Genomic DNA, 18,852 nt, shown 5'->3' with positions numbered 1-18,852 from the left:
TTTAATCCTTATGTTCTTTTATTCTATCACCTTCAAATTTTGGTGTACAATAAAAACGCTTTCCTTCTTCTTTAATAAAATTAACAACTTCAGAAACAGACTGAGAAGAAGAATAGAAAGAAGCAACATCACTAACACGCTCTTTAAATGGTTTGCTATGATCAAAAAGCATGGCAACTGCATGACGGAGTGCATGAATATCTTGACGCTCAAGTCCTGCACGCTTCATGCCAATAATATTGAGGCCGGCAAGTTTTGCCTGCACACCAACAGCTGTTCCATAAGGTATCAGATCACCAACCAGTGCAGATACGCCGCCGATAAATGCATGATGTCCAACACGAACAAATTGATGAACAGCAGCACCACCACCAATAATCACATAATCACCAACAGTGACATGACCAGCAATCATTGCGTTATTGGCAAATGTTACATGATTGCCTACATAACAATCGTGAGCGATATGCGCATAACAAAAAAATTGGCAATTATCACCAACAACTGTCATTCCTACACTCGAATCGGAACCCCTATGCATTGTTACACCTTCACGAATCGTACAATTCTTACCAATAAAAAGAGTTGTAGCTCCTCCTTTATGTTTATTATTTTGCGGATCTGCCCCCAAAACAGCATGAGAAAATACTTTACTCTTGGCTCCTAATGTTGTCTTTCCCATTATTACAACATGACTTGTCAAACTACATTCATCACCAATAACAGCCTCTGAACTAATATGGCAAAATGGTCCAACGCGTACATTCTCACCAAGCTGCGCTCCCTTCTCCACAAGAGCAGTTGGATGGATTTTCGTACCGGACATTTTTAAATTCCCATCAAATATCGTTTATTCTTCTTCGACAATCATTGCAGCAATTTCTGCTTCAGCGACGCGGACATCTTCTACTTTTGCAACACATGAAAAACGTCTCATACCAGATCTTTTTTTCAAAAGCTGAACATGAATCTTGAGCTGATCACCAGGCATAACCGGCTTACGAAATTTCGCATTATCAACCGTCATAAGGTAAACTAAATTTGTTTGCTTATTGCCTAAATTTAAAAGTGCTATTGCTCCTGCCGTTTGTGCCATAGCTTCTAAAATCAAAACTCCAGGCATAACAGGCTTTGCGGGAAAATGTCCCGTAAAATGTGGCTCATTAATCGTTATATTTTTAATACCAATCGCTTCTTGTTCACCATCAATATCAACGATACGATCAATCAATAAAAATGGATAACGGTGCGGTAATATTGATAATAGTTTTTCAATATCGACAGCCTCTAAGTTTTTAGTTTTTTCACTGCTGATCATATCAGCGTTTCTCCTTTTTAACTTTTCCCATACTGCGCAACGCCGCTACTTCACGAAACCATTGTTTAAATGGTCGCGCTGGACTACCTCCCCATTTTTCGCCATCCGGAATGTCATTCATAACACCACTACGAGCAGCAATCTGAACAGATTTACCTATTATGATGTGATCAGCTACTCCCACACTTCCGCCAAGCTGAGACATATCCCCTATAGATGTACTTCCCGCAATGCCACATTGAGCGGCAATAAGACAATAGCGTCCAATTTTTACATTGTGGGCAATTTGTACAAGATTATCAATCTTGCTTCCTTCACCAATAACAGTATCTTGAAATGTCCCACGATCAATTGTCGTGTTCGCACCAACTTCTACACCATCCTCAATAATAACACGACCAAGCTGTGGAATTTTCTCGATTCCAACTCCGCCTCCAACATAACCAAAACCATCTTGTCCAATGCAAACGCCAGGATAAAGCTGAACCTTATCACCTATTATAGAACACTGAACTGTTACCTTAGGAGCAATATAGCAGTCACATCCAATACGGCAATTTTCACCGATAACAGCTGTGGATGAAATAAGAGTTCCTGCACCAATCTCAACATTTTTACCAATAACAGCTCCCGCTTCAATACACACATTATGTGCCAACTTAGCCGTTGGATGAATATGCGCATGTAATGAAATCCCCTTCTGCCCCAACCAAGGCATTGGCTTGACAGAATCTGGAAACAAAATACGACCAATCTGAGCAAAGTCACGCTGTGGTGTGGATGTCACCAAAATTGCCATAGTTTCAGGAACTTTAAAAACAATCTCATTCGTACACAAAACAGCAACAGCAGAACTGTCCAGTAAAGCATCAGAAAACTTCCGATGCTCTACAAAAACAAGCGAACCTTCCACAGCACTCTCAAGTGAAGAAAGAGTATTGATAACTTTATGAGAAAACTCTGGATTAAGAAGCTTTGCACCCGTCAACTCAGCAGCATTTGCAACTGTCAATCGTCGGGACGGCGTAAAAAAAAATGTATCCGCCATCAAAACACTTTCTCTCCCAGCTTAAGCTATTCTCTTCAAATTTTTCCTTCTTAAAATCGCTCAAATCAGAACTTCGTAGAAATACCAAAATTCAATTGTTGCAAACGATCACCTTCCTGCTTCGTTATTGGCCAAGCATAATCAAAACGCAAAGGACCAAACGGAGAATCCCACATCAAACTCACACCTGCAGATGAACGCCAAGCACTTTTGGTATTGGTAACAGACGGTTCACCCTGAAAAACGGCTTTATAATTATTGCCATAAAGCGTGGCAATATCCGCAAATAAAGCACCGCGCAACCCGAATCCTTCAGGCACAACAGGGATAGGAAACTGTACTTCAGCAGTCGCATTCATATATGTCGTTCCCCCCAAGAAATAAACCTCACCCTTACTGGAAACCTGGCGCGGACCTATTCCATTATATTTGAACCCTCGAATCATATCAGAATTTACTTTAAACATATCGAAAATACGAACACCTTCTTTGCCTACTTCATGGATATAACCACCTCCAAAGGAAAGCAAACCAACGATATCCTTCTGGTCAGAAAGAGTCTTGTACATCATCGCCTTACCCGTGGTCTTCAAGAACTTTGCACTCCCACCAAGCCCTGCATATTCCTGAAGCAGATGCACGTACCACCCATCATGGGGGGATCTCATATCATCAATCGTATTATAGGTGAAACCATAACTAATTGATGAACGTTTCCAAGGGCTGTGTTTTGCAGCTTGAACAATCGCACCAGAATATTTCCCATATAATTCTATTATGTCACCCTCTTTGTCAAAATCATACTCTCCGCCAAAATCATATTCTTCCTGCACATAAGAATAAGCTACATTAGCAGATAATTGATTATTAATAGGTAACGAAAACCGCAACGATCCACCTGTCTGCCGTACATCATAGGCTTTATCAGCACGATAAGTACTACGAAAAACATCAACGCCAGCAGATAAACGATATCCTAAGAAATAAGGATCAACAAATGATAAATTATAATTACGAGATTTTTCTTGCCCCGCACCTAATCCTAAACGAACATATTGACCACGTCCCCCAAGATTACGTTCAGTAACAGAAACTTCAAGTGACATACCAGGACTTGTTCCCCCTGTTGTATACCCTCCAGAAAGAGAGAGATCTCCTGTTGAAGCTTCAACGACATCTATTACCAAAACAACTTGGTCAGATTGATCTGTGGGAACCATTGAAATATTAACGGCTTTGAAGAAACCTAAACTTTCTAGACGACGTTTCGCCCGCTGTAGTAAAGTTTGATTGTAAGCATCTCCTTCATTTAAATCAATCTCACGGCGAATGACGTAATCACGCGTTTTCTCATTGCCACGTATATCAATACGTTGAATATAAGCACGTGTACCCTGTTCAATATTATATAAAATTGAAATTGTATGATTTGCTAAATTACGATTTCCCCGCGGTTCAACTTTAGCAAAAGCATATCCCGAATCAGCAACTTTGTTATTAATAGTTGCAACAGACTGTTCAATATCTTCTGCACTATAAACATTACCTGGCTGGGTTTTAAGCACCCTTTTCACAGATTGAACGTCAATTCCATCAACATCACTTTCAACCTGAATATCGCTAATTTTATAGAGCGCACCCTCATCAAGAACGAAAGAAATTTTATACGTATTGCTTGCTGCATCAAAAGTTGCTTTAGAAGAGACTACACGAAAATCTGCATAACCACGGTTATAATAAAAGCGACGTAAAGCTTCTTCATCAACAGCGAGGCGCTCTTCACTGTAAACATCACCTCCCAACAACTTCGAAAAAATTCCTGAAGTTTTTGTTGAAATCACATCACGCAAACGGCGACTTCCAAAGACACTATTGCCCTTAAAAGTGATATCACCAATCTTTGTTTTTTTCCCTTCAACGACATTAAATACCACATTAACCCGCCCTTTTCCAAGGTTAATCGTTTGAACGTTAACAGTGATATTATTACGACCAAGAGTTTTATAAGCCTCACGAATTGTATTTATATCAGCAGAAAGCTTAGCAGAATTAAAAGGCTCATTCGGTTTTAAAGAAATAAACCGCTTAAGATCTGGGTCTTTAAAAGATTTATTTCCTTGAAACAATATTTGATTGACAACCTCATATTCTTTTACGAATACAACCAATTTATCACCCACCGGATTTATTTTAACATCATAAAATAAACCCAATTCGAAAAGGTTCTTCACAGCACTATCAACATCACCACTGGAAACACCTTGCCCAACCTTAATCCCCATATTGTCTCGAATCGCCTGAGAACTTACAAACTTATTCCCACGAACCTCAATAGAGCGGACTACAGACGCTTGTATTTCTCCGACCGCAGCAATTGACATAAAAACCGTTGCTGGGGCAATCATCCCCATCTTTAACACCAATACAGATGCTGCATTTAAAAACTTTGAATTCGTAGTCATTGGCTTTTTTACCTTACTCTCGTTCCTTGGACATGATGCCTTAAAAAGCTAACTGCCATAACAACCTTTTTACAGCTTTACAGCGAGACTTTTCATTCCTTAATTACTCATTATAATCTACAACGCCACAACATTTTGTAGACATGGTAAACAACCTTAAATTTGTTTTTGCTATTATTACTTAATTTATAAAGCGTTTTCCATAATTTAATTAGCTAAACCAACAAAAATAATCATTAAAAAAGACAAAGATCATAAAAAGGAGAAGAATGGAAAAACCTAAACGAAAAACGATTCCCTGAATTTTGGCAGATATTTTTCTCCCAGTAATGACCTCAATGACATGCAATAAAAGATGCCCACCGTCAAGCGGTAGAATCGGAAAAAGGTTAATAAGCCCAACACTTATTGAAAGAAAAGCTGCCAAATTCAACAAAGAGATAAAACCTGTCTCGCTCACTTTCCAAGCAATTTTAACGGTTTTAGAAGGTCCACTTAGCCGACAACGATCCTCTTTGCCTCCTATTAAACGACTCATAAAAAGAACGGTTTGAGTGGCGATAAACACAGTACGGTCTGACGCTTCTCTTACAGCTGTTACAAAACCATAGCGAATATGTTTTATATAAGTTGGATCTAAATGTGCTGGATTATTTAAATCAACAGGAACACCTACACCTATCATAGCACTTCGTGTTCGATTACCAAATCCATCATCTCGCTCAACGACTTTCGGGGTAATCATGGTTGTAAAGACTCGCCCCATGCGTTCTATTTTAAACTCTATGGGTTCTCTTCCGTGAAAAGCTACATAATTCATCAAATCTTCAAAGCTTTCAACCCGTCGTCCATCCATTTCAACAAAACGATCACCTAATTCCAAACCGGATTGAAGAGCAGGGCTATCTTTTACCAAAGAACCAACAACGGGCTCAATGGCTACACGACCATAGATAAAGAAAAAAAATGTTAGAATAACAACAGTAAAAAGGGCATTGAAGAAAGGACCGGCAAAAACAGTTGCTGCTTTTTTCCAAGCATGCGCACTAGCAAATGAACCATCGACAATCAGAGATGATTGGAATGATTCCGTATCGATTTTTTCCTCATCCCCAACAAATTTTACATAACCTCCTAAGGGGATAAGTGCTAAACGCCACTTCGTGCCATGCTTATCTGTATAACTCGCTATTTCTGGTCCAAATCCAAGCGAAAAAATTAACGCCTTAATACCACACCACCGACCAATGAGATAATGCCCAAATTCGTGCACAAAAATGATAATCATAATGATGAAAAGAATACTCAAACTTCTTAAAAGAAAATCACCCATAGTGACGATATGATTTAAAAGTTCCAAACGATCTTCTCCCAATTAGATCATACTAAAAAGATTAAAAGGCGCATCCATATCAGACATAAATGAACCAATTAAATAAAGAAGAAAAGCTGCCCCTACCAATCCATCTATACGATCCATAAAACCACCATGTCCAGGCAATAAAGAACTAGAATCTTTAACAGAAAACCGTCTTTTGAGCCACGATTGCCCTAAATCACTCAATTGTGAAACAATTGATAAAACAAGTGTAAGGAGTGGCACAAAAAAACTAGCTAAATTTATATCAAAAAATCCAAAAGCAACCCATATACCACCGAAAACTCCGACAAATGTACCACCAAGTGCTCCTGACCATGTTTTATTAGGAGAAAATTGTGGTGCTAATTTAGGGCCCCCTAATGCACGTCCGATAAAATAACCACCAATATCTGTTCCCCACACTATCGTAAATAAGAAAATAACAACTTGGAACCCCAACATTTCATGATCCCGTAGAAAGCATAAAGCAACAACAGGAAAAGATGCATATAAAAAACCACAAAAAACCCAACCACTCTTTTTTATAGATATAATAGCCAACACCGCAGCCAAAACGATTAAAACACAAAAAATCAACGGAGCAGATACACTCAACACTAAAAAAAAGCCAAAGATCAAGTAAAAGATACTTGCTAATATTTTTTGTAAAACACACCACTTCTCTTTAGTAATACTCATCCACTCATAAAGAACAAAACCGCCAATACACCATACAAATAAAAAAAAGAAGTTTCCTCCCAACCATGTTAGATACAACGCAATAACGCCAAAAACAAAAGCTGTCAGAATACGATAAACCAAATTAGACAAAACAACATCCAAACAATAAAAATAGAAAATACAAGCCCTGAAATTAACGCAAGAAAAATTCCCCTACGCAGTGTTTTTATCTCATACCTGTATAATTTCTCTTATAATTTATCATAAATAATTCAGTCTACTAAGATAGCGCTTATGAGACTAATAATCAATGAAAACAGCTTCAAAAATCTCAGTCAAGATTAATCCTAAATATTTTTTTAATATTTTCTCAAATATAAAATGAAAAAGCAGCTACCTCTGCCCCATACAAATTAACTAATATAGGTTTCGTATAAAAACACTTTTCTATCAACTATTCGTCATTAAAAAACGAATTATGCCACATAACATCTGCTTGATCGATCATACCCACATGTTTTATAATGAGAAATAAGAGAAAGGTTAGGCTTAATATTCTTTCCCCAACCTTCATCTTAGAATATTTGAATAATTTCTAATAATGCTTTCATTATGCAGTTTAACAAAGACGTACTCAACTAAAAGCCCACACTATGCTGTTAAATAGTGTCTTCCAGCAAAGGGCATGATTTACCACGCAGATTAAAAAATTTAAACATCTGCCCTTTCAAATCAGTCTCTCCCATATCAAAATGATAGAATACCTTCCTGCATCACACCTTGCTATCACAGAACACACCACCCCTCCTATTATCCCTAGAAACAATTTACAGGCTTGGGAGTATAACATCCTTTTTCTAGCGACAAAACCGTCTTAAACGTGCATAATTTCAGATTCTTTTACGGCTAAAATTTTATCAATATCAGCAATAGTTTCATCTGTGAGTTTTTGAACTTTTTCAGACAAACTATGGGCTTCATCTTGTCCAATTTCACCATCTTTTTCTAACTTTTTCAAATTGTCCAGACCATCCCGACGGACATGACGTGTAGCAACACGCGCTTGCTCTGCATAGTGATGCGCAATTTTTACAAGTTCTTTACGGCGCTCTTCATTCAACTCAGGCAAAGGAATACGTAGATTCGTACCATCAGTTATGGGATTTAAACCAAGACCAGAATCGCGAATAGCGCGCTCTACAGCTCCGACCATCGTTTTATCCCATACAGAAACAGAAAGCATCCGAGGTTCGGGAACAGAAATATTAGCAACCTGATTTATATGCACAACAGAACCATAAGATTCAACGGTCAACGGCTCTAATAAACTGGCCGATGCACGTCCAGTCCGCAAACCACCTAATTCATGTTTAAAAGCCGTAATGGCACCATCCATGCGACGTTTCAGATCATCCATAATTGATGTAACATTCATATTTCTGTCTCCTTCAATTGTCCTTTGAAGCTTACCCTTATTCCGATACTATTGTAAAGCGTCCTGTTCCATTCAAGACCTTAGCCAAACCGCCTTTTTCATGAATGGAATACACAATAATCGGTACATTGTTCTCACGTGCTAAAGTGACCGCCGTTGAATCCATAACAGATAATCCCCATTGCAAAACTTCAACATGTGTTAATTGGTCAAAACGCTTAGCCGTAGGGTCTATTTTTGGATCTGCTGAATAAATACCATCAACTTGTGTTCCTTTAAGAAGGACATCCGCACCAATTTCTGCTGCACGTAAAGTAGCAGCAGAATCAGTGGTAAAAAATGGATTTCCTGTACCACCTGCAAAAATAACAACTTTTCCCTGATTCATATAAGCTATTGCTTTACGTTGCGAGAAACTTTCACAAATTTGTGGCATAGCAATCGCAGAGAGTACAACAGTTTCAACCCCTAATTTTGTCAAAGATGTTCGCAATGCTAAAGAGTTAATAGCAGTTGCAAGCATTCCCATATGATCACCTGTCACTCGGTCCCCACCATGCGAAGCAACAGCAACGCCACGAAAAATATTTCCCCCACCGATAACAACCGCAACTTCTATCCCCATTGTGCGCACTTCTGCAATATCAGCGGCAATACGGTCTACAACAGAAACATCAATGCCAAAATTCTGCCCTCCCATAAGAGCTTCACCAGAAGCCTTTAAAAGAATACGTTTATACGGAAGTGCTAATGCCATTAATAATCTCCCCAAAAGCCCATTTACTTTTTGCTTTTGACATCACGAAGGGCACCACTTTTTTCACGTGACGCCCTCTCAACAATTACATTGTTCCCCTCAGAGATTCTACAACCACCGATATGACTTTAAATCTCTGTTCAAGAGTTTGCAATAACTAGCCTTTTACAGCAGCAGCAACCTCTGCAGCAAAATCAGACTCCTCTTTTTCCACACCTTCACCTAATGCAAAACGAATAAAGCCTGTAATTTTTGCTGGAGCACCAATTAATTTCTCAGCATCCTTTAAAGCGGCCTCAACAGTTATATCAGGATTCATAACAAAAGCTTGAGAAAGCAAAACAACCTCTTCAAAAAACTTACGCATACGTCCTTCTACCATTTTTTCAATGATATTTTCAGGTTTTCCAGACTGACGTGCTTGATCTGAAAAAATTGCTTTTTCACGCTCAACAGCAGCAGCATCAACATCTTGTGCTGTAAGTGCTAATGGATTGGTTGCCGCAATATGCATCGCGACCTGCCGACCAAAAGCAAGAGCAGCTTCCTTATTTCCTGTTGTTTCAATCGCAACCAAAACACCAAGTTTTCCAAGCCCATCAGCCACACTATTGTGTATATAAGTCGCAACAACACCATTCTCAACAGACAATTTAGCGGAACGACGAAATGTCATATTTTCGCCAATTGTACCAATTGCATCTTTAATCGTAAGCTCTACAGTCTTCTCAGAGCCTGGATAAAGAGAAACAGAAACAGATTCAACATCCCCTGGCGTATCTAAGGCAGCAGTTGCTACTTTACGCACAATGTCTTGGAATCCATCATTGCGTGCAACAAAATCTGTTTCAGAATTAATCTCAACCAAAACTGCATGTGAATCTTTTGATACGACTCCGATTAATCCCTCAGCTGCTGTACGACCAGCCTTTTTATCTGCTTTAGCTATTCCTTTTTTACGAAGCCAATCAACAGCAGCTTCCATATCACCATTGGTCTCTGCTAGAGCGGCTTTACAGTCCATCATACCAGCGCCAGATAGTTCTCGAAGTTCTTTTACTTGTGCAGCAGTAATGCTCATATTTGCCTCTTTATTTTGTAACAGTGAAAGCGTGCAAAATCCCTCTGCACGCCTATAACTTCTTTTTTAGACAATAAAAGTACCTTAATTAGGCGTTTTATATTATTCAGAAACTTCTGAAACTGCATTTTCTTCCAAAATAGGCTCCACAGGTGCATCAACTTGAGCTCCTAAATCGATACCCATTGCTCCTTGCTGGCGTGCAATACCATCAAGAGCAGCACGGGCAAAAAGATCGCAATAAAGAGAAATTGCACGTGAAGCATCGTCATTACCTGGTATTGGATGTGTTACGTCATCGGGATCACAATTGGTATCAATAATAGCAATCACTGGAATACCTAAACGTTTTGCTTCTTGGAGTGCAATATTTTCTTTATTCGTATCGATAACAAAAATAAGATCTGGAACAGAACCCATATCTTTAATACCACCAAGCGCACGATTAAGCTTTTCACGATCACGTTCAAGATTTAAACGTTCCTTTTTGGTAAAGCCTTGCGCTTCAGCAGCAAGAATTTTATCAAGCTTCCGCAAACGATGGATCGAATTGGAAATCGTTTTCCAGTTTGTGAGCATGCCGCCAAGCCAACGTGCATTAACGTAATACTGGGCGGAACGATTCGCCGCATCTGCGATAATGTCAGATGCTTGCCGTTTCGTACCAACAAAGAGAATACGACCACCACGCGCTACAGTATCTGAAACAAGTTTAAGCGCTTGGTGTAAAAGTGGAACGGTCTGAGCAAGGTCAATAATATGGATATTATTACGCTGACCATAAATATAGGGAGTCATTTTGGGATTCCAGCGATGAGTCTGGTGACCAAAATGCACACCGGCTTCTAAAAGCTGGTGCATAGTAAAATCGGGTAGTGCCATAAATCTTATCCTTTCCGGTTCAACCTCCGCGGAAAAAGCAGAAAGACCTGCTACCGGCGGATGCTTGCTAGAATTTTCTCACAGATCATTTGCAAACACCCAGACTCCGCGTGTGGAATAGCGCAAACATACTAATATTTGATTCTTTTTCAAGTTATTTTCTTTAATCATTTAATATTTGCATTTTCACATTGATTAAGATCTTTTCCAAGTTCCAAGAATTCGAGACTGTTCAATTTTGCACGCACTGAAAAAGTTCCATAATCTATATGAAGATCACGCATGACACCATTCTCATGTAAGAGAAAACTGCTACGATAAACCGGCAAACCATCTTTATTTTCTCCATCATCAAAATAAGAAATTGTAACAGGCCAATATTCTTCTTCATCCAATTTTCTTACTTTTTCCGTTTCGCTATCAGATAAAAGCGTCTTCTTTTCCCCTATGACGATACTTTCTTTTATAACTTTATCTGCTTTATTTGTCCCATCAAATACAGTAACATTGTAAAAATGATCTCCTGCTTTTGCATGGCGGATAATATTTTTTAGTTGCATTATTGGAAATTCAGCCATTGCAAGCTTATACTCTTTTTCCTTTGGCTTTTTTAAGGTAACTGTAATACCATCTTGAGTACGCTCCGCAACCCCCTCGGCACGATGCACAACCTCTTCTCCCTCTTGATCTGTGATATTAAAACGAAATGTACGGCTGTCTCCTGTCTCATAACTCGTCGTCTGTTGATCCGTCAAACGTACTGGCATATCTTCAATGTGAACACGGCTAATGAAACGAAAACGTGTGCTATAGCCTTGGCATGCCGAACCAGTAAGCTCGTAAACCATTCGTCCTGACATCGCAGAAATTGTCATTTCATGAGAAACACTATCGAGATGAAAATCATAAATTGCTCGATGAGGCACAATAAAAATGGGCTCTTCAGCTCTCGCAGTACATAAAAAAACAATATATAAAATTATTATAAATAATGATCTAATCATTCCCAACTTCCGAACTTTATCCCCGTTGCATAACATCATACAATAAGGCAAAAAAGGCTAATTTCTCAATTAACCACACATTTTCTTAAATCAAAAAATAGATTATGCAATGAATATATTATAGAGTAGCTATGGAGTTAACATTATGACCAATATGATTGAAAAAAACTTAGAGAAGTTCGGAATCACTCTTCCTGAAGTAATCTCCCCCCTTGCCAATTACATCACCACTTCACAAAGTGGCAATCAGCTCTTTATTTCTGGACAACTCCCCCTTATTAATGGAAAACCAATAGCCATCGGTAAAGTTGGTGCAACTGTGAATACCGAACAAGCCCAAAAAGCATCCGAAGCTTGCGCTCTCAATATTCTCGCGCAACTCAAGGCAACTCTGGGTGACTTAAATAAAATAAAACGTGTGGTAAAAATTACTGTTTTTGTGGCTGTAGATTCTCATTTTACCGATATTCCTTTTGTTGCCAATGGAGCTTCTAATTTATTCGTCAATATCCTTGGTGAAATTGGAAAACACGCCCGTTCTGCTATTGGTGTTGCCTCTCTTCCTATGGATGTTCCTGTAGAAGTTGAAGCTATCATAGAAATCTAAACCTTCATTAAGACAGTGCACCATCCTAAATATAACTGAAGTCAAAATACTTCTTTGTCTTACACTCTGATAAACCTTGCATTTTTTCGTTTTTAAATTAGAATCTTAAACTTACAATAAAAGGAAATATTTGTATGAAACAAGCTTACGACAATAACAATATTTTTGCTAAATTGATTCGCAATGAAATCCCTTCTGTTCGTGTCTACGAAGATGATGATGTTATTGGATTTATGGATATCATGCCACAGGCACCAGGTCATACGCTAGTCATTCCTAAAAAAGGCTCGAGAAACTTACTTGATGCGGATACTGAAACATTATTTCCTGTTATTAAAGCTGTTCAAAAAATTGCAAATGCCGTCAAAAAAGCCTTTCAGGCAGATGGCATAACTGTCATGCAATTTAATGAAGCAGCTAGTCAACAAACCGTTTATCACCTCCATTTTCATATTATACCACGTATGGAGGGAATAGAACTTACCCCTCATAATGATATGATAACGCCTACAGAAATACTTGAAGAGAATGCAAAAAAAATCCGTGCTGCCTTATAACACACTCTTAAGTTGTTGAGCTTTTTTTTCCTACACGTTTTTTTGTAAAATTTTCCATTTTACTTTTCTTTGAACTTACAGATATATCGGAAGATGAAATTTCTAACTGTAAGCTTTCTTTTTTACCATTTGATTTTTGTGTCAATACGCGAACGATACCACCATTGCGTAACTTTCCAAATAAAATTTCATCAGCTAATGGCTTTTTAATATATTCTTGTATAACACGCCCTAATGGGCGTGCTCCCATCTGAGAATCATATCCTTTATTGGAAAGCCATAAAGTTGCTGAAGGGCTTAATTCAAAACAAATTCCCCGATCAGCTAATTGTGCTTCAAGCTGAAAAATAAATTTTTGCACTATCTGATTGATGATTAAATGAGATAAAGGTGCAAACGGAATAATTGCATCTAACCGATTACGAAATTCTGGTGTAAATAACCGATTGATTTCTTCTATATCCTCACCATCACGATGTACTTTCCCAAATCCAATAGCTGATTTTGCCATATCTGAAGCACCCGCATTGGTCGTCATAATCAAAATAACATTGCGGAAATCAATTTTCTTACCATTATGGTCTGTTAATCTACCATAATCCATTACCTGCAATAAAATATTAAATAACTCTGGATGCGCTTTCTCAATCTCATCTAGCAATAGAACTGCGTGAGGTTTCTGATCAACGGCATCTGTAAGGAGACCTCCTTGATCAAACCCTATATAACCTGGAGGTGCTCCGATTAAACGTGCTATCGTATGCCGTTCCATATATTCTGACATATCAAAACGCAATAATTCAATGCCTAAAGATGATGCAAGCTGTTTTGCAACTTCAGTTTTTCCTACACCTGTTGGTCCTGAAAATAAATAACTTCCTATTGGTTTATCCGGTTCGCGTAAACCTGCTCGCGCCAATTTTATGGATGAAACTAAGACGGAAATTGCCTGATCTTGACCATAAACAACATGTTTGAGTTCTCTTTCAAGCTTACTCAGTATCTTCTGATCATTCCGAGAAACTGTTTTTGGTGGAATTCTTGCAATTGTAGCAACAGTCGCTTCAATTTCTTTAACACCTATACTCTTCTTGCGTTGTTTTTGTGGCAAAAGCTTTTGCGCTGCGCCACTTTCATCAATAATATCAATTGCTTTGTCAGGTAACCTACGATCAATTATATAACGTGAAGATAATTCTACAGATGCCTTCATCGCCTGATCTGTATATTTAATCTGATGAAAATCTTCAAAGTAAGGCTTCATCCCTTGCAAAATCTTAATCGCATCTGTAACAGAAGGTTCATTAATATCAATCTTCTGAAAACGACGCTCTAAAGCACGATCTTGTTCAAAGAATTTGCGATATTCTCTATAAGTCGTCGAACCAATACATCGCATAGTTCCAGAAGATAATACAGGTTTCAAAAGATTTGCTGCATCCATATTTCCCCCTAATGTCGCTCCTGCTCCAATTAAGGTATGAATTTCATCAATAAATAAAATAGCATCGGGATACAGCTCAAACTCTTTAATAACTTGCTTTAAGCGTTCTTCAAAATCACCGCGATAACGTGTACCTGCAACAAGTCCCCCCATATCAAGAGAAAATATTGTTGCATTTGATAAAACTTCAGGCACTTGCCCATCAACAATGCGCTTTGCCAATCCCTCAATTATAGCGGTTTTCCCCACTCCAGGATCACCAACCAAAAGCGGATTGTTTTTCGACCTTCGACATAAAATCTGAATCATGCGTGAAATTTCTATTTCACGGCCAATTAATAAATCAACTTTTCCATTACGTGCTTTACAATTGAGATCAACACAATAATTCGTTAAAGCACTTGTTCCTCTTTCACCATTATCCGAAATCTGCTGATCTAATTGCTCTTCAAGTCCTTCAAGTAACATGGATAACCCATCATCACGCGTGACACCCTGTGAAATAAAACGTACAGCATCATAGCGTGTCATTCCCATCTCTTGAAGAAAATATGCTGCATGGCTTTCACGTTCAGAAAAAATTGCAACAAGAACATTTGCCCCCGATACTTCATCTTTTCCAGCCGATTGTGCATGAATCACCGCACGTTGGATAACACGCTGGAAAAAAGCTGTAGGCTTTGTATCCTCATCAGCTCTAATCTGTTCATCTAACTCTGAGCGAAGATAATTGGTTAAGCGCTCTCGCAATTCCTCCACATCTACTTGGCAAGCCTGAATAACGGAATTTGCATCGGCATCATCTAACAGCGCAAGTAGAAGATGCTCTAATGTTGCATATTCATGCCGTGCTTGAGTAGCAATTGTTAATGCACGATGCAAAACCTCTTCAAGACTAGGTGTAAAAGATGGCATAGCTCCTCACTTCCATTCCATTACACATTGTAACGGATGTTCATTTTGACGCGCACATTCTCTCACTTGTAATATTTTCATTTCAGCGACTTCATAAGTATAAGTCCCACATTCTCCTATCCCATTGTGATGAACATTTAACATTATCCGCGTTGCCTCTTCGAAACTTTTTTTAAAAAAGTTCTTCAAAACAAAAACAACAAAATCCATAGGTGTGTAATCATCATTAAGCAAAAAAACTCGACATAATTTAGGTTTTTCGAGTTTTTCTCTAGCCTTAGGCATTATAACCGCACCATGCCTACCTTCATCCCAATTCTTGCCCTTTTCATTATGTATAATATGAGCTATAGAGTTTATTATGAGCGTCTGTCCCATTATCGTTTTCCATGCAGCACATTTTTTATTAATTTTAAATTCTTTCATAACTATTGCAATACCTGTTTGTATTAGAAAAAAATTTCCCTCTATGGTTAGACTTCAATCACTCACTCATAAAATAACTTCTGTAAACAAATTAGTAATACCATTCGTCTAAACTGCATCAACAAATTACAGAAAAGGAAGCTTTATAGAAGTTTTTCAGGATAAATGGAGAAATAGGATACTGCAAGTGTATATTAATTATCAAAAAATTATGCGCTACTGTAAAACAATAGCAATTTCTTTTGTTGTGTTAGCTCTTTCTTACTGTTGGGCATCAGCCACACCTCAAGGCGCCTATCCTGATAAGTATGCAGCTATTGTTATAGATGCTACTACGGGAAAAACTCTATTTCAAGCCAATGCAACACTGAAACGTTATCCTGCTTCTTTAACAAAAATGATGACATTGTACTTACTCTTTGAAGCTATGCAGATGCGTCGTGTGACACCCAATACACCAATTCCTGTTTCACATTATGCAGCAATGCGTCCACCGACAAAAATTGGGTTTAAAGCAGGCCAAACAATTTCTGCAGAATCAGCAGCTAAAGCACTCATTACAAGATCTGCAAATGATGTTGCTGCTGCCATTGCAGAATATCTTGGAGGTAGTGAAAAAAAATTCGCTCAAATGATGACAGCAAAAGCTCATAAACTTGGCATGAAACATACACATTTCGCAAATGCTTCAGGACTTCCGGATGTGCGCAATTATTCTACAGCACGAGATATAGCGACTTTGTCCTTAGCTTTACGTAAACATTTTCCCAAACAATATAAATTGTTCAAAACAAAAAGTTTTAATTTCCGTGGACATAAAATTAACAGCCACAATAAACTTGTTAAAATAATGAAAGGTGTCGATGGAATTAAAACAGGATACACACAAATGTCAGGTTCTAATTTAGCAACTTCGATGCGTCTTGAGGGGCGCTCTATTGTCGCTGTTGTTATGGGAGGTAAATCATCTACTGCACGTGACGAGCATATGGCTAGCTTATTGAATCAATATTTGCCCAAAGCAAGCCAAATGAAAAGTGGTGAACGTTTAATAGCTTCTGTACGCTATCACTTACCCACTGGCGCCAATACTCCTATACCAACCATTAAAGATGATTTAAGTAATTTTGACGATGAAATTTCGACTATGTTGACAGCATTTGCAGAACAACCTAAAAACTCCAACATCGCAATAACGGCTGTAAATAAGGTAATTATACCAATACCGAACCCTCAAAAAACTATACCGGTTGAGACTCATAAAATTGTAACAGCCTCTTTGTCCGAAAATGCCGGATGGGCTATCCAAATAGGTTCTCTTCCTAGTGAAGAACAAGCAAAAACTCTACTTTTAAAAGCAAAAAATATAGCTTTTTCTACTTTAAAGCACGCATCTTCACATATGCAACTGTTTGAAAAAAATGGGCAGCGTTATTACCGAGCACGCTTTACAGGGTTTCAATCAAAAAAAGCTGCATTTGATGCTTGTTCTACATTAAAGAAAGCAAATTTTAACTGCTATACTGTAGCCTACTAAAAAATTTTGAATTCTGCGTTAAGGATAGTATTATGACAGATAATGCTTTTGCTTCATTCCATAAAAAAGAAATTTTATTGAAGCAATCATCCCTCCTTTCATTGCGTTCTCTTCACGATGCTGCTGCAAAACTTACTGGTTTAAAATATAATTCGACTGCATTAGATACCCAATCTCTTGTTAACCTTCTCATTTGCCAAACAATGCGCAACCGTCGTCTCATAATGCCTCCTGTACGCATTCATTTACGCGTTGCGAGCCAAACTGGTAATGTGCCTATTAAAATCCGTCTAGGAGCAACAAATATTTAATTCTACAGACCATCTCTAAAAAACTATTTTATTATTAACCATTATCTACAGCCTTAGAAAACCCTTTGATAAACATACTTTTTTCTTAAATTGTGGAATTGTTCTGACAGCTTTTCCAACTATCCAATATCTCCAAGCCTTCAATAAAACCATTGTTAAGAACATAAAAAACATCCAATATTTTTCCACTTTTGGATTTGATATAAAAAATCATCCTTGATATCTTTTTGAAAATGAATAGCTTCATTGGATGAAAGCTTATCATTTTAGGAATTATTCTAAACGTTCAATAAAGAAAGTCCCTCTTACTAATGCTCCCCTGACAACATAAACGCTGTAAAAAATAATCTCACTCCTCTTACTTGCATTTCTTTCAACAGACAAAGCAAATTGGAAAATACAAATACTATTGATGAAAAAACGTAAAAGAAATTATCAGATTAAATATCATGATAACGATTTCCATAAGATTTTAATTTATAATTATAATTTATTTTTTGCATATTGAATAAGAGATTTTCGTAAAATTCTCTTATTTTCCTTCTTATATTGAATCAATCAAAATCGTCCGCCTGCTCATCACGAGAAAGATTGGCATATAAACTATTTAAAAAAGGAATCAAATATCCCTTATGAATTATTTCAAGTACGAGGATCTTTTGTAACATTGATCGTTGAAAAAAGGATGATAGTGCTGGTTTTCTCCCTTTATAAATAAAGATGCTAATACTCTATAGATTTTATACCATCCATGGAATGACTTACATTATACTATTCATATTCAAGATGCTGATTTATAAAGATAATTCATTATTTTGCATGTTAGATGATAATCTCGAATATCGTAAGATTCTCTCATTTGAAACTTGTTTATGTTGAATTAATAAAAACCGTTCTCTTGCATGTTATGGGCGAGATTAGTGTGTGGCGTAAAACTGTACCCAAAATACTCAAAATACCTATAATGAACCATTTCAAATGCTAAGGGCTTTGATCCCTGTACGGGGGGGCTTGGCAAAGTGTGCAA

At 37.8% G+C, this 18,852-nt stretch carries 17 protein-coding genes; 4 read left to right on the top strand and 13 right to left on the bottom strand.

What is annotated here, in order from left to right:
• Position 1 precedes the first annotated feature (1 nt).
• The 11 genes from lpxA to ACFIK0_RS06300 form a co-directional block, all read right to left on the bottom strand.
• Positions 2-826 (bottom strand): acyl-ACP--UDP-N-acetylglucosamine O-acyltransferase, encoded by an 825-nt coding sequence (gene lpxA, locus ACFIK0_RS06350; protein WP_375663667.1) that lies wholly within the window; start codon positions 824-826, stop codon positions 2-4.
• Positions 827-850: 24 nt separating this feature from the next.
• A complete protein-coding gene (gene fabZ / locus ACFIK0_RS06345; protein ID WP_273790672.1) occupies positions 851-1,318 on the bottom strand; it encodes a 3-hydroxyacyl-ACP dehydratase FabZ in 468 nt (155 codons plus the stop codon).
• Position 1,319: 1 nt separating this feature from the next.
• On the bottom strand, positions 1,320-2,366 hold the full coding sequence (lpxD, locus tag ACFIK0_RS06340; RefSeq protein ID WP_375663666.1) for a UDP-3-O-(3-hydroxymyristoyl)glucosamine N-acyltransferase: 1,047 nt from the start codon (positions 2,364-2,366) through the stop codon (positions 1,320-1,322).
• 65 nt (positions 2,367-2,431) lie between these two features.
• A complete protein-coding gene (bamA, locus tag ACFIK0_RS06335) occupies positions 2,432-4,828 on the bottom strand; it encodes an outer membrane protein assembly factor BamA (RefSeq protein ID WP_273790670.1) in 2,397 nt (798 codons plus the stop codon).
• A gap of 211 nt (positions 4,829-5,039) precedes the next feature.
• Positions 5,040-6,188, bottom strand: coding sequence for an RIP metalloprotease (locus ACFIK0_RS06330; RefSeq protein ID WP_375660834.1), 1,149 nt, complete (start codon positions 6,186-6,188; stop codon positions 5,040-5,042).
• Positions 6,189-6,203: 15 nt separating this feature from the next.
• Positions 6,204-7,019 (bottom strand): phosphatidate cytidylyltransferase, encoded by an 816-nt coding sequence (locus ACFIK0_RS06325; RefSeq protein ID WP_273790668.1) that lies wholly within the window; start codon positions 7,017-7,019, stop codon positions 6,204-6,206.
• Positions 7,020-7,743: 724 nt separating this feature from the next.
• Positions 7,744-8,304 carry a ribosome recycling factor gene (frr, locus tag ACFIK0_RS06320; RefSeq protein WP_273790667.1) on the bottom strand — a complete coding sequence of 187 codons (561 nt, stop codon included), beginning with the start codon at positions 8,302-8,304 and terminating at the stop codon, positions 7,744-7,746.
• A gap of 37 nt (positions 8,305-8,341) precedes the next feature.
• On the bottom strand, positions 8,342-9,061 hold the full coding sequence (pyrH, locus tag ACFIK0_RS06315; RefSeq protein WP_273790666.1) for a UMP kinase: 720 nt from the start codon (positions 9,059-9,061) through the stop codon (positions 8,342-8,344).
• Between the two features lie 157 nt (positions 9,062-9,218).
• A complete protein-coding gene (tsf, locus tag ACFIK0_RS06310) occupies positions 9,219-10,142 on the bottom strand; it encodes a translation elongation factor Ts (RefSeq protein WP_375660093.1) in 924 nt (307 codons plus the stop codon).
• 102 nt (positions 10,143-10,244) lie between these two features.
• Positions 10,245-11,024: a 30S ribosomal protein S2 gene (rpsB, locus tag ACFIK0_RS06305; RefSeq protein WP_273788135.1), complete on the bottom strand. Its 780-nt coding sequence runs from the start codon at positions 11,022-11,024 to the stop codon at positions 10,245-10,247.
• Between the two features lie 167 nt (positions 11,025-11,191).
• The gene (locus tag ACFIK0_RS06300; protein ID WP_273790664.1) at positions 11,192-12,028 is read right to left on the bottom strand and encodes a cell envelope integrity EipB family protein; all 837 of its coding nucleotides are present in this window, start codon (positions 12,026-12,028) and stop codon (positions 11,192-11,194) included.
• Positions 12,029-12,173: 145 nt separating this feature from the next.
• Between ACFIK0_RS06300 and ACFIK0_RS06295 the strand changes: the two genes are divergently transcribed.
• The gene (locus tag ACFIK0_RS06295) at positions 12,174-12,635 is read left to right on the top strand and encodes a RidA family protein (protein WP_375607219.1); all 462 of its coding nucleotides are present in this window, start codon (positions 12,174-12,176) and stop codon (positions 12,633-12,635) included.
• Between the two features lie 134 nt (positions 12,636-12,769).
• Entirely contained in the window at positions 12,770-13,192 is a 423-nt protein-coding gene (locus ACFIK0_RS06290; RefSeq protein ID WP_375631236.1) for an HIT family protein, read from the top strand.
• A gap of 7 nt (positions 13,193-13,199) precedes the next feature.
• Here the strand turns inward: ACFIK0_RS06290 and clpA are convergent, their stop codons facing one another.
• Positions 13,200-15,551, bottom strand: coding sequence for an ATP-dependent Clp protease ATP-binding subunit ClpA (gene clpA, locus ACFIK0_RS06285; protein ID WP_375663665.1), 2,352 nt, complete (start codon positions 15,549-15,551; stop codon positions 13,200-13,202).
• A gap of 6 nt (positions 15,552-15,557) precedes the next feature.
• A complete protein-coding gene (gene clpS, locus ACFIK0_RS06280) occupies positions 15,558-15,929 on the bottom strand; it encodes an ATP-dependent Clp protease adapter ClpS (RefSeq protein ID WP_375663675.1) in 372 nt (123 codons plus the stop codon).
• A 235-nt stretch (positions 15,930-16,164) separates the two neighbouring features.
• On the opposite strand from clpS, the gene ACFIK0_RS06275 reads away from it, so the two are divergent.
• Both ACFIK0_RS06275 and ACFIK0_RS06270 read left to right on the top strand, forming a co-directional pair.
• A complete protein-coding gene (locus ACFIK0_RS06275) occupies positions 16,165-17,514 on the top strand; it encodes a D-alanyl-D-alanine carboxypeptidase (protein ID WP_375637729.1) in 1,350 nt (449 codons plus the stop codon).
• Positions 17,515-17,546: 32 nt separating this feature from the next.
• On the top strand, positions 17,547-17,825 hold the full coding sequence (locus ACFIK0_RS06270) for a hypothetical protein (protein ID WP_273790659.1): 279 nt from the start codon (positions 17,547-17,549) through the stop codon (positions 17,823-17,825).
• The last annotated feature ends 1,027 nt before the right edge of the window (positions 17,826-18,852 follow it).

The organism is Bartonella sp. CL63NXGY, from assembly GCF_042194905.1.
Lineage (GTDB): Bacteria > Pseudomonadota > Alphaproteobacteria > Rhizobiales > Rhizobiaceae > Bartonella.
The sequence above is the reverse complement of the archived record's forward strand: the minus strand, read 5'-3'. Positions and strand labels throughout refer to the sequence as shown.